This window comes from Cupriavidus basilensis OR16 (genome assembly GCF_000243095.1).
Classification (GTDB): domain Bacteria; phylum Pseudomonadota; class Gammaproteobacteria; order Burkholderiales; family Burkholderiaceae; genus Cupriavidus; species Cupriavidus basilensis_D.
The window spans coordinates 17,628-30,194 of sequence record NZ_AHJE01000074.1; the positions used below are offsets into that span (position 1 = coordinate 17,628).

The 12,567-nt window shown below is 67.3% G+C and carries 8 protein-coding genes and 2 pseudogenes; 2 read left to right on the forward strand and 8 right to left on the reverse strand.

Annotated elements, in window-relative coordinates:
* Positions 1 to 114: 114 nt before the first annotated feature.
* The 6 genes and pseudogenes from OR16_RS25635 to OR16_RS25660 form a co-directional block, all read right to left on the reverse strand.
* The gene (locus OR16_RS25635) at positions 115 to 1,074 is read right to left on the reverse strand and encodes a DUF1177 domain-containing protein (RefSeq protein ID WP_006161189.1); all 960 of its coding nucleotides are present in this window, start codon (positions 1,072 to 1,074) and stop codon (positions 115 to 117) included.
* A gap of 314 nt (positions 1,075 to 1,388) precedes the next feature.
* A complete protein-coding gene (locus OR16_RS25640; RefSeq protein ID WP_006161193.1) occupies positions 1,389 to 2,537 on the reverse strand; it encodes a porin in 1,149 nt (382 codons plus the stop codon).
* 127 nt (positions 2,538 to 2,664) lie between these two features.
* Positions 2,665 to 3,420: a dipeptidase PepE gene (gene pepE / locus OR16_RS25645; RefSeq protein ID WP_006161194.1), complete on the reverse strand. Its 756-nt coding sequence runs from the start codon at positions 3,418 to 3,420 to the stop codon at positions 2,665 to 2,667.
* A gap of 34 nt (positions 3,421 to 3,454) precedes the next feature.
* Positions 3,455 to 4,593 (reverse strand): annotated as a pseudogene (locus tag OR16_RS25650) (aminotransferase class V-fold PLP-dependent enzyme).
* A 45-nt stretch (positions 4,594 to 4,638) separates the two neighbouring features.
* Complete coding sequence (locus OR16_RS25655; RefSeq protein WP_006161195.1) at positions 4,639 to 6,228, reverse strand: OPT/YSL family transporter; 1,590 nt, start codon at positions 6,226 to 6,228, stop codon at positions 4,639 to 4,641.
* Positions 6,229 to 6,293: 65 nt separating this feature from the next.
* A complete protein-coding gene (locus tag OR16_RS25660) occupies positions 6,294 to 7,028 on the reverse strand; it encodes an IclR family transcriptional regulator (RefSeq protein WP_006161196.1) in 735 nt (244 codons plus the stop codon).
* A gap of 1,297 nt (positions 7,029 to 8,325) precedes the next feature.
* Here OR16_RS25660 and OR16_RS47830 point away from each other — a divergent pair.
* The gene (locus tag OR16_RS47830; RefSeq protein WP_337459872.1) at positions 8,326 to 9,930 is read left to right on the forward strand and encodes a hypothetical protein; all 1,605 of its coding nucleotides are present in this window, start codon (positions 8,326 to 8,328) and stop codon (positions 9,928 to 9,930) included.
* A 23-nt stretch (positions 9,931 to 9,953) separates the two neighbouring features.
* Here OR16_RS47830 and OR16_RS25670 read toward each other — a convergent pair whose 3' ends face one another.
* Positions 9,954 to 10,718, reverse strand: coding sequence for an IclR family transcriptional regulator (locus OR16_RS25670; protein WP_006161199.1), 765 nt, complete (start codon positions 10,716 to 10,718; stop codon positions 9,954 to 9,956).
* A 167-nt stretch (positions 10,719 to 10,885) separates the two neighbouring features.
* A pseudogene (locus tag OR16_RS25675) lies at positions 10,886 to 12,213 on the reverse strand (MFS transporter).
* On the opposite strand from OR16_RS25675, the gene OR16_RS43685 reads away from it, so the two are divergent.
* A complete protein-coding gene (locus tag OR16_RS43685) occupies positions 12,212 to 12,442 on the forward strand; it encodes a hypothetical protein (RefSeq protein ID WP_141639858.1) in 231 nt (76 codons plus the stop codon). The pseudogene OR16_RS25675 and the gene OR16_RS43685 sit on opposite strands and share 2 nt — an antisense overlap.
* Positions 12,443 to 12,567 lie beyond the last annotated feature (125 nt).

A 12,567-nucleotide genomic window follows, 5' to 3' on the forward strand; every position in this document is an offset into this window, starting at 1 on the left:
AGAATAGCCGCTAAGGCGGCGACTGCGTCAGGAGCGCAACCATACACCGAAGCGCGCCCGCTGAAAATGCCCGCGTGTGGCTTGCCGCACGTCCGGGCACCGCCGCGCCTCGTTTCAGTGCGCCGTGCCGGCGCGCTGGAAACCTGTCATGTCGGGATAGATCGCGCGGATCTTGCCCCATTCCTCCACGTTGAAGAACTGGCACTTGCCCGCGCCGAAGCGCTTGGCCACTTCCACGCAGAAGCGCACGGCTTCGGCAATGTCGATCTCGTGGTTGGCGCTGGTGGCGCTGCCCGAGACCACCGACTGCGCCGTCAGCGCCACGCCTACCACCGGGGCGGCGGTGGCCACATGCGGCTGCATGATGCTGTTGAAGTGGTACAGGCCGTTGTGATAGGGCGTGATGTCCTGCTGCGAGATCGGGAAGGTCACTGCCGGGCAACCGGTGGTGGATTCCATCGTCGCCACCAGGTCCGGGCTCACGCGCAGGATGTAGCCCTGCATGGCCGTGGGCGAGATCGCAAAGCCGCGGTGCTTGATGATGCTGTTGCCCTTGGAGGCATCGAGCGACAGGATCGCATCCATCTCCGGCAGCACCTGGTAGTCGTTCATGGTGTCGGACGACACCGGCATGCCCATGAAGGGCACCGGATCGTGGGGCTGCATCGACACATTGGTGGACAAGTGCGTGGTCACGATGACGTCGCCGGCCAGGTGGTCGCCCTTGTGCTTCATCTGCGCCAGCTTGAGCGCCACGGCCAGGCTGCCGATCGGGCCGTCCGCGTCGGACACCAGGCCCACCAGCTCCGGGCGCGCGCCGATGGCGCCATTGCGGCCGATCACGCCTAGCGTGGGGGCTTTGCCGCCGCCGCGCTTGCCTTGGCTGCCGGGGATGACGATGGTGATGAAGTCGGTGGTGTTGGCGGTGGGTTCGGGCGGGGCGTTGTTGATGGTGGCAACTTCCACCGTTACGCCGGCGGCGGTGTAGGCATCGAACAGTTCGCGGACAACTGCGCCGTTGGCGTTGGGGTTGTCCAGGGCTTCGTGGATGACCAGGGTTTGTTGCAGGGTCATGGGTTTTCCTTGCATGGGTTGGGTTGAAGCCAATTTCAAAGTCAACTTCAAAGTCAACTTCAAAGTCAACTTCAAGGCCAACTTCAAAGGCCTAAGGTCAAAGGCTTAGAGTCAAAGGCAGTTTCACCACCCCGGCTCGCTTCGCATCGCGCTTGGGTGTTTGCCGCCCCTTCGGGCGGGAAACACGGCTACCACAGTTGGTTGATCTTGCCGCTGGTTTGCTCCCCTCTCCCGCTTGCGGGAGAGGGGCTGCGTGAGAGGGCGGGCGACCGATATGCCGCCGTCATTCCAATCCGCGTTGGCCTGCCGTACCTTCAAAACAAATGGCGCATGCCCAGCATCACCGTGGTCTGGTTGTTGCGACCGTCCAGCTTCTTGCCGCTGTCGCCGGTCCAGTTGGTCGTTGCGTTGCCGAACAGGCCGGACCAGTCGCCGTGCACCCAGTCGTACGCCAGCGCCAGGTAGAGGTCGGTGCGCTTGCTCAAGGCGTAGTCCGCCACGCCGTAGGCCGTGGTGCGGTTGCCGCTGAAGGCGTCGGCGCGGGTGCGGTCGTGCATCACGCTGGCGGTCAGCGTGACGGCGGGGGTGACCGTGTAGTTGGCACCCACGGTGAAGAAGTCGTCGCGCCGGCTGCTGCCGAACACCGAGTTGAACGCGGCGCGGTTGGTGGCCGTGGCGGCGGTCGACATGCTGGTGATTGTGGCGGTATCGGTGCCGCCCTTGGACGAGTCGAAGCCCGCGTCGCGATCGCTGTAGATATAGTTGGCGAACAGGCTCGCGCGGCCCACCGAGGCTTTCAGCCCGGCCAGGTAGATGCGAGCGGCGCGGCTCATGCTGTCGCGGGTTTGCTGGAAGTCGCCCACCGCCACGAGCGGGCCCGAGGCGTACTTCACGCCCAGCGAGATCGACGACATCGCAGAGCCTTTGCCCGCGGTCTCGCCCAGCGCGTACTCGGCAATCAGTGCCACCGGGCCGTAGTTGCCGGTGTAGCTGATCGCATTGTCGTAGCGCTGGCCGGTCAGGAAGACCATCCACGCATTGGACGGCGCGGCGCCGACGCCGAGCGGGTCCACGTAGTACAGCATGGTGTTGGCCGTGGTGTATTGCCGGCCCAGCGCGACGTCGCCGTAGCGCTTGCTGCCAAGCCGCACATAGGCCTGGCGGCCGAACAGCTGGCCCTGCTGGTCGAGCTTGCCGGTGTCCGCCAGCAAGCCGTTTTCCAGCACGAAGCCCGCCGACAGGTCGCCGCCCAGGTCTTCGCTGCCCCTCAGGCCGAAGCGGCTGCCGGACAGGAAGCCTTCGCCACCCTGTTGCAGGCCAACCAGCGCGCTGCCGTTGGGGTCCGAATGGGTCTGGTAGGTGAGCGCGGTGTCGATCACGCCGTACAGCGTGACGCCGCCCTGCGCCATTGCGACGGCGGGCAGGCTCAATGCGAGTGCGCCAAGCCAGTGTTTGTTAGTCATGGTGTTTCCTCCTCCAAGGGCAATAGGGGGCCCGCGCAGGGGTCTTTCGCCCTGCGTCGGGGTATGGCGTGGGTGGTTCAGCGCCGCGAGGCGCCGGGGATGAGGCCCGAAAAAACGGGCCCGGAAATCAGGCCCGGAAGTCTGGCCAGCCGTCCATGCCGGCCGGCCCGGTGATACGCGACAAGGGGAAGGTCTCGCCCTCGCGCAAGGTCTCTACCTGTCCCTCGGCCGTGAAGTGCAGCGCGTGGCGCTCGCCCAGCACCGTGCCGTTGCTGCCGTCGGAGAACAGCGCGGAGCCTTCCGGCAGCGCGAAGACCTGTTCCGGTGCATTGATGCGCAGGAACTCCGCCAGGCGCTCTTCGCGGCTTTCGCCGTTATGGCCGGCGGGCTTGCCGCTGATGAAGTGCGGGTTGATCTGGAACGGCACCAGGCGCAGCGCGCGCAGCGAGGGCGGCTGCACGATGGGCATGTCGTTGGTGGTGCGGATGGTCGGGCAGGCCACGTTGCTGCCGGCGCTCCAGCCCACGTACGGCGTGCCGGCCCGCACCTTGGCGCGGATCGCGTCGACGAGATTGGCGTCGTACATGCGCTTGAGCAGGGCGAACGTGTTGCCGCCGCCAACCGCGATGGCCTCGGCCTCGTCCACGGCGCGGCGCGGGTCGGCGCTGTGGTGGATGGACGCCAGCGCGTAGCCCAGGCGCTCGAACACCGGCTTGACCATGCCTTCATAGGTATCGAAGCTGAAGGTCACGCCGGCGAAGGGGATGAAGAGGACCTTCGCCGGCTCGTGCTTGAGCAGGGTATGGATCTGCGCGTCAGCGTGTTCGAGGTAGCCGAGGTTGTCCTTGCGGGAGCTGCTCATCAGCAAGATGCGTTGGTTCATGTCGGGTTCCGGTAGTTCAGTCGTGATGTCGGGCTCAGGCGACGGCGGCGGCGATCAGCTCGGCCACGCGGTCGATTTCCTCATGCGTATTGAAATAGTGCAGCGAGACGCGTGCCATGGTGGACACGCCGTAGCGCGCCAGGATGGCATCGGCCATGAAGTTGCCAGCTTCGATGATGCACTGCTGCTGTTCCAGCGCGGCTACGATCTTCGCCGGGTCCACGCCACGCACATTGAAGGGCACGATACCGATGCGGTCGGCGGCATTGGATGGGCCGTAGAGCTCGAAGCCAGCGACGGCGGACAGCTTGTCCACGGCGTAGGCGGTGAGATCGCGCACGCGTGCTTCGATGGCGTCGATGCCGATGCGCTCGGCATAGGCGATGGCGCTGCCCAGGCCGAGGATGGCCGGCACGATCGGGCAGCCGGCTTCAAACCGGCGTGCGCCCGGCACCAGCGACAGCGCGCCGGTGGCGCGGTCATAGCTGCCGTTCCACCAGCCCACCAGCGCGGGCTCGATGGTCTCGATCAACGCGCGGCGTACGTAGAGAAAGCCCGATCGCAATCCAGCGCCTGCACGTCGGAGCGCAGCATGCCCACGCTTTGCGCGGCATTGACCAGCGACAGCACGCCGTGCGCGCGCGCCACCGCGCAGAGGGCGGCGGCGGGCTGCACCGCGCCGGTGGAGTTGGGCAGGTGCGAGAACGTCAGCAGGCGCGTGCGCGGGGTGACGGCGGCGGCGAAGCTGTCGGGGCTCAGCAGGCCTTGCGCATCGGCTGCCACCATCTTCACCACGATGCCGTGGGTTTGCTCTAGGCGCTTCCACGGCAGCAGGTTGCTGAGCATTTCCGTGTCGGCCACCAGCACTTCGTCGCCGGCTTGCCAGGCGATGCCGCGCGCCACGATGGAGATGCTTTCGGTGGCGTTCTTGGTGAAGGCGATCTCGTCGGCAGCCGCGCCCAGCAGACCGGCGAGTTGCGCGCGCGCGGCTTCCACGCGGGCATAGGTTGCCTTGCGGAAGGCCGGCAGGTAGATGCCAACATGGCCGGTATCGAGCAGGTACGCGCGCACCGCGTCGAGCACGACGTCCGGCGGCAGCGAGGCCGCCGCGGTATCGAGATAGATGGTGGACGCCGTCAGCGGGGTGTCGGCGCGGATTGCTTGGATATCCATGGAACGTCTCGGGGTGATGCGGGAAAGAAGGTGATTCGGCAAGGCTTACTTGCGCAGCTTGGTGACCGAGCCGAAGAAGCTGAACAGCGCGTCGCCCGCGATCACGCCGCCGGCGAAGGCGCTCATCTCGGCGATATCGCGCTCGCCACGCAGGCGCAGCAGCACGAAGCGGATCAGCAGCCCCGCGAGCACTGCCCAGCCCGCCAGCGGCGAGGCGATCAGCATGCCGGTGGACAACAGGATGCCAAGCTGGCGCTTGGAGCCGCCCAGCAATTGCAACAGCGCGCCCGGAATGGCCCAGATCACCAGGTTGCGCGCAATCTCGGCGGACGAACCGGCCTTGATCGACGCGGCATAGACGCGGTCCACCGGCGGCAGCAGGCCTTGCGAGAAGAAGGTGCCGTGGAACACCAGCACCACCACCGCCGCAACGGCAAAGCCGATCATCGCGGCGAAGAACTGTTGCTTGCGCCCGGCCAGCTCCGCCTCCATGTCGCGGCCTTCGCCACGCAGCAGGTAGCCCGTCTTGAGGTCGTAGCCCATGTCGGCAAAGGCTGGCCCGGTGGCGGCCGAGAAGCCCACCAGCACCGCCAGGGCCGTCGGCGGGAAGCCGATCAGGATGCCGATGGTCAGCGTGATCAACGCCACCGCGAAGGCCGGGAACCAGCCCGAGTGCATGGCCGCGATGCCCACGATCAGCTCGTGCACATAGGCGGCAAACGCGGCGTAGAGCACGAATGCCACCAGCATGCCCGGCGACATGTCGGAGACATGGCCGGCCAGCACCGAGATCAGCAGCGCGATGGCCAGGTAGACCAGGAAGCCGCCCGAGAGAATGCGGCTGGCACGCGAGGCCGGGACTTCGATGGTGCGCGCGTCGGCGGCCGGGGTGTTGCGCGACTTGTGGATCTCGCGTGCCACCTGGAACAGCGCCACCAGCCCGGCGCCGATCATCAGGCCGTGCGGGATATAGGCCTTGGCAATGTCGATGCCGATGAGCGGCACCGAATAGCCGCGCGTCAGCAGCCCCAGGCCGAACATGGTCAGCGCGGCGAGGTTGCCGAGGAACGCGGCGCCAAAGGCCGACATCGGGATGCCCAGCCAGGCCCCGCCCACGCCCACCGCGATGCCCAGGCCGAGAAAGGCTGCCTTGCGCCCGCCGCGGTCGCCCGCCCAGATCGCTTCGGCGGTGGCGATGCCGGCCGGCCAGGTGCCGGTCGCCGGGAAGATCTTGCTGCCGAACAGGAAGTACAGCATGGCGCCGTCGACAAACATCGCGATCACCGCGCCGATCAGCATGGGCGTAGCCAGTTCCGGCATGCCCATGGCGTAGGGCACGCCGAGCGGGATCATCAGGGAATTGGCGGCGCCGAAGGTAGCCGAGGAGATCGCCGTCTGCACCAGGTTCTGGCGCTCCAGCACGCGAAAGCGCCGCGTGATCTCGAGCGGGATGCGCGAGAACACGATGGCGATCAGCGCGCCGATGATCGACGTATTGGCCGAGATGCCAAGCGAGACGATCAGTTGCATGCCGATCATCGCGCCGAAGACGGACAGCCCCACCGATACCAGCAGCAGGAAGGGTTCGGTGATGCGCGCGCGTGTGGCGGGCTTGGCCGCCAGGGGTGGGTTCATTGCTGCCGGGGCTTCCATGGTTCTACCTTTCATCATCTGTCCTGCCAGTGTTCTCCGCATTTTTTTTAGCGGATGAAGCCAGCAACCTCCTCGATTGGCCCCTTGGCCCGGCGCATTGCGTCCAGCAGGCGGGGAACGGCCTGTATGTCCAGTCTTTGCAGCGGCCCGGCGATGCCCAGCGAGCCCACCACCGCGCGCCCGTCGCGCGACCACAGCGGCACCGCCAGCCCAGCCACCGCGGCGGCGGCTTCCTCACGGGTATGCGCCCAGCCGTCGGCGCGGATGCGGGCGAGCTGCGCCTCCAGCGTGTCCACCGCCACGTCCTGCCAGCCGCCCGCGCGGTACACCTGCAGGCGGAAGGCCTCGTCCTGGAAGGCCAGGATGGCCTTGGCGTGGGCGCCGGCAAACAGCGGGAAGCGCTGGCCCACTTCGATGGAAAAGCGTAGCTGGTGCGGGCTCTGCGCAATGTCCGTGCACAGGCCCTCAAAGCCCTCGCGCCAGGACAGGAAGACGGTTTCGCCGCTCTGCGCGGCCAGCGCCTCCAGCGCGGGCTGCACGATTTCGCTAGGCGAGAAGGCCTTGCGCGTGGCCTGCCCCAGTTCCAGCCAGCGCAGGCCCAAGCCATAGCGGCCGGCCGCGTCCTGCACCAGGAAGCCGTTGGCGGCGAAGGTCGCGAGCACACGATGCACCACCGCATGGTGAATGCCGGCGTGCTTGGCGAGTTCGCGCACGCCCCAGCTCGGCTGGCGCACGCTGAAATGCGTCAGCAGGCCGAGGGCGCCGTTGAGGGTCTTGAGCATGAGATCGTTGCGTCTTGCTGTTTTGTGTCTCTTTATAAGAGACAGTGTCTCTGTATTTGTAAAATGCTAGGCCTCGGCATGGCAACGAACAATCCGGGTAAACACCGAACGCCGCTGCGCAGCGGCGCACGCGTGCGCGCTTCGCCACGCCATGACGCCGCCTATACTTGGGCGGGAATGTGCAAAGGAAGGGGCCCCGCATGCCAGTCCAAGAGCAGCCTTCGGATGACGAATTGACCCGCATTTCGCGCCGGCGCCGGCAGCTCGGGATCGCCCGGCGCGTGCGCGATGGCGACAGCAACTGGGCGCTGGCGCTCTCGGGCGGCGGGATCCGCAGCGCGACGTTCTGCCTGGGCGTGATGCAGGCACTGGCCAAGGCGCCAACGCCGCCGGTGGCCGGTCCTGCGCTGCACGAAGTTGCCAGGGAGGCGCCGCCGGACGCGATCCAGGAAGGCGATGGACCGGATGCCATCACCCCCGCCCCCGCGCCTGCCACCACCGCCTTGCTTGGCCAGTTCGACTACCTGTCCACCGTCAGCGGCGGCGGTTACCTCGGCGCTTTCTTCTGCAGCCTGTTTGTGCCGGGCCGGTTGCAGCCTGGCACCACGCCGCCGGAGGCGGCGGCGCTCGCCTACCGCACGCTGCAGCATGAGCCGCCGGGGCGCATCCGCTCGTCGGCGTCCTACGCCGCCGACCCGGGGCGCGCCGCGGTGGCGTGGCTGCGCGAGAACGGCCGTTACCTGACGCCGACCGGTGCCGGCGATACGCTCTACGCGGCCTCGCTGGTGGTGCGTAACTGGTTCGCCATGCAGTACGTGATCGGCAGCGCACTGCTGTTGCTGCTGGCGGTGCTGGCGCTGCTGCGCCATCTCGCCATCGGCACCTGGATCGACCTGGGCCGGCACGAGATGGACCTGCTGCACGACGCCCGCCAGGTGTTCAACGAGGGTGGCCTGGCCATCTGGTGGAGCGAGCTGCTGTGGCTGCCGCTGGCGGCGCTCCTGTTATTTGCCGTACCGCCGGGCGTGGCCTACTGGCTGGTCTATCCGCGCGGCGGCGATGGCAAGCCGGCCTTGCGCTTCGATAGCCTTGCCACGCGCCTGGCCGCCCTGGCCGGCGTGGCAATGCTGGTCATGGCCGCGGTGCTGCATTACCTGGGGCCGGGGCTGGTGCTGTCCTGCCTGCTGCTGGCGATGGCCGTGCTGACGCTATTGGCGTGGCGGACACCGCGGCGCGTACCCTCTACCTCTACACGCAGGCCTCCCACCAGCCCTGGAGCACGCTGTGGCCGGCAGGCGTGCTGGGTGCCCTGGTCTGGCTGGTTCGCTATGGCGCGGCCCTGGTCGATGGCAAGGGCGCCAATGGCAAGGGCGGCACGTGGATCGCGCGCCTGCCGGTGTCGCTGCTGGCGGGCATTGCCGCTGCCGTGGTGGCGCTGCTGGTCTTCGCGCTGTGGTCGTGGCTGGTGCTGTGGGTGCGCTGGAATGGCGGCGAGCCGCTCGACTGGTTCACGTTCGGCAACGCCTACACCACGCCATTGCTGTGCACGCTGATCGTGCTGGCGCTCGGGCTGACGCTGATCGCCGGGCATTTCGCCGGCTTCCTGAACCTGTCGACGCTGCAGCCGTTTTACTCGGCCCGCCTGACCCGCGCCTACCTCGGCGGCTCCAACGGCAAGCGCTTCATGCCCGGCAGTGGCGCGGCGCCCGCGCAGCAGCATGCCGCCCAGCGCGCCAGGCTCAGCGTGGCCGAGCCCGCGGACGGCGACGCGCTCAGCCTGAACACCTACTACGATCCCGCCGTGCTGGCGCCGTTGCACCTGATCAACGTCACGCTCAACCTCACCGTGGATCCCGCCGAGCAGCTGGTGCAGCGCGACCGCAAGGGCAAGCCGCTATGCGTGGCGCCAGGCCCTTTCGTGCTGCCGGCGACGGCTTCGCGCACCGTGCCCGAGGATGCCTTCGTGCGCTTCACCGTGGACGGGCAGCGCTATTTTCCGGAGACGCACAAGGCGGGCGGCAGCGAACTCTCGCAATCGCGCACGCTGGGCGACTGGATCGCAACCTCGGGCGCGGCGGTCTCGACCGGGCTGGGCCGCTCCACCACGCTGGGCACATCGCTGCTGCTAGGGTTGGCCAACCTGCGCCTGGGCACCTGGTGGCCGTCGTACCCGCTGGATGCCGGCAGCGCGCCGCGCGCTGGCGGCGCCGAGCGCAACCGCGTGCAGGCGGACCTCGCCGGATCGCCTTGGCTGGGCGGCTTTATCACGCTGTTCCGCACGCAGTACTACCTGGCCTGCGAGCTGAGCGCGCGCTTTCACGGCACGCGGCGCGGCTGGCAATACCTGTCGGACGGCGGGCATTTCGAAAACACCGCCGTGTACGAGCTGCTGCGGCCCGAGCGCGGGGTGGGGCTGGTCGTGCTGTGCGATTGCGGAGCGGACCCGGGCTACCAGTTCGGCGACCTCGCCAACCTGATCCGGCTGGCCCGCATCGACATGGGGCTGGAGATCGTGGTCGATGCCGCGGCCGCTGGCGACGGCGTGCTGGGCAGCGTGTTCGGCACGCAGGAGGATTTTCTGCCAGCGGCGCGCCAGAACCCGGCGGCGGCCAACAAGTGCGCGCTGCTGTTGAACGTGTACCGCGCGCTTGAGCCCGCCGCTACGCGACGTCCCGTATCGCGCATCGTGCTGCTCAAGCCCTGCCGGATTGCCTCGGCGCCGGTTGATGTGCAGCAGTACGGCACCGGCCATCCGGCCTTTCCGCAGGAACCCACGATCGAGCAGTTCTTCAATGAAGCGCAGTGGGAGAGCTACCGTGAGCTGGGGTTCTCCATCGGGCAGCTTGTGTTTGGCGGCGGCGCCGCCGGCGATGCGGTGGCGCGCGCCTTGTGGGCGCGTTAGCGCCACTAGTACCACCAGTACCACTAGCGGCCGAAACCCACCACCTCTTCCAGCCGGCGGCTGGCTTCGCGCAGGGCTTCCAGCATGCGCGGGACCGACTCCTCGTTCAGGCGCTGCTGCGGGCCGGCAATGGCCAGCGAGCCAACCACCTCGGTCTGGTCGCGCGACCACAGCGGCAATGCCAGCCCCGCCACGCTGGCGGCGGCCTCGCCGCGCGTGTGGGCCCAGCCCTGCTCGCGGATCTCGGCAAGCTGCGGCTCGATGACGGCGGGATCGGGCGCGGCCAGCGCGGGCTGGTCCTGGGCGCGCTGCCTGGCGTGCTCCAGCACCCGGGCCCGGAAGGCGTCGTCCTGGAAGGCCAGGATGGCCTTGGCGTGCGCGCCCGCGTGCAGCGCAAAGCGCTGTCCAAGCTCAATCGAGAAGCGCAACTGATGCTGGCTCTGGACCATGCCGACGCATAGCCCTTCATGGCCGTCCAGCCACGACAGGAAGACAGTCTCGCCACTTTGCGCGGCCAGCTTTTCCAGCACGGGCTGCACCACCTCGGCGGGCGAGAAAGTCTTGCGCACCACCTGGCCCAGCTCGAACAGCCGCAGCCCCAGCGAATACTTGCCGCTGGCCGCGTCCTGCACCAGGAAACCGTTGGCGGCAAAGGTGGCCAGCACGCGGTGCACCACCGCGTGATGCACGCCGCTGTGCTTGGCCAGCTCCCGCACGCCCCAGGTAGGCTGGCGCACCGTGAAGTAGGTCAGCAAGGCCAGCGCGCCGTCCAGAGTCTTGAGAGTCATACCGTTATCCTGCCTTGATCCTGCTTTGCATGGGCAGCATGGTACGGATAAGCGGCGCGCGGCTCAATCTTTGTGCTCGCTTTGCTCAGGGATTCACGCAAAAACGGCGGACGGACCCGTTAGGTGCCATCCGCCGTTTCCTGGCAAGCCCGTCGCCGGGCGGCGGGTTACCGGTTGACCACCTTGGCCGGCATCGCCAGCACCAGGAGGCAACTCGCCACCAGGCAGCCTGCGAACAGGATCAAGCCGGCGCTGGGGCTGTGGAAGGTGTCCTTCAGCCAGCCCAGCAAGTAGGTGGCTGCAAAGCCGCCCAGGTTGGCGATCGAGCAGGCCAGCGCAATGCCGGCCGCGGCCGCGGTGCCGCTCAGGAAGGTGGACGGCAGGCACCAGAACACCGGGAAGGTCGCCACGATGCCTACGTTGGCCACCGTCAGCATCACCAGGGTGGCGGAGGTGGAGCCGGTGACGAAGGTGCTGCCGACCAGGCCGGCGGCGCCCGCCAGGGTGGGCAGCACAATGTGCCAGCGGCGCTCGCGCGTCTTGTCGGAGTGCGCGCCGTTGAGCAGCATGCCGATCACCGCTGCTGCGTGCGGAATGGCGGTGAGCAGGCCGATGTGCAGTGGGCTGGCCACGCCGGAGTCTCGGATGATGGTGGGCATCCAGAAGCCGATGGAGTACGTGCCCATCAGCAGGCACATGTCGATCAGGCCTAGCATCCACACGCGGCGATCGGTGAAGGCGGCCATGAGCGAGTGCTTGCTTTCCACCAGCACGTCCGTATCCAGGTTGCGCTGCAAGGTGCGCTTTTCGTCAGCCTGCAGCCACTTGGCGTCCTTGATGCCGTTGGGCAGGTAGATGAACACCATCACGCCCAGCAGCACCGAGGGAATGGCCTCCAGGAAGAACAGCCACTGCCAGCCGGCCCAGCCGTGCATGCCGGCGAAAGCGGTCATGATCCAGCCGGACAGCGGGCTGCCGATCATGCTGGCGAGCGGCAGGCCCATCATGAACAGCGCGATGATCTTGCTGCGCTTGTGGGTGGGGAACCAGTAGGTCAGGTACAGCAGCACGCCGGGCAGGAAGCCGGCCTCGGCCGCGCCCAGCAGGAAGCGCAGCACGTAGAAAAGCGCAGCACGTAGAACTGCGTTGGCGTGTTGACGAACATGGTTGCGCCGGACAGCAGGCCCCACGTCACCATGATGCGGGCGATCCAGAGGCGCGCGCCCACTTTTTGCAGCACCAGGTTGCTGGGCACCTCGAACAGGATGTAGCCCACGAAGAACAGGCCCGCGCCCAGCCCGTAGATTGTCTCGCTGAAGTGCAGGTCGTCCAGCATCTGCAGCTTGGCCAGCCCGACGTTGATGCGGTCGAGATAGGCGGCGAGATAGCAGGCGCAGAAGAACGGGATCAGGCGCCAGGTCACCTTGCGGTAGATGTCTGGCTCGGCCGCCGCGGGTAGTACGCCCGCCGCGCCGTCTTGATACTGATACGACATGTTCACTCCTTTACTGTTTACCGTTGTCTACCGTTTGTATGTCTTTGCCACCGCTGCGGGCGGCTGGCTTGTGCTGTCTCTTATGCAAGCAGCGGGCCAGGCCTGTTCAGTGATGGATGTGTTGTTTTTTCTGGTTTCCGGCGGGCTGGCCGGGGTGTTACGCGCCGTCCTTGTGCAGGGGCGGCACCGCTTTCCTTCATCCGGCACTCATGTAGTGCCCGCTACATGATCGTTCAGCGTAAGCTACATAAAACAAGCTAGCAAGAGCGTGGCTGCGGTTTTCTCCTTGGGGTTTTCCCCTGCCGCGCGGCGTATGCATCGCGTACGCGCGGCAGGGGGGGGCGGCAAGGTGGC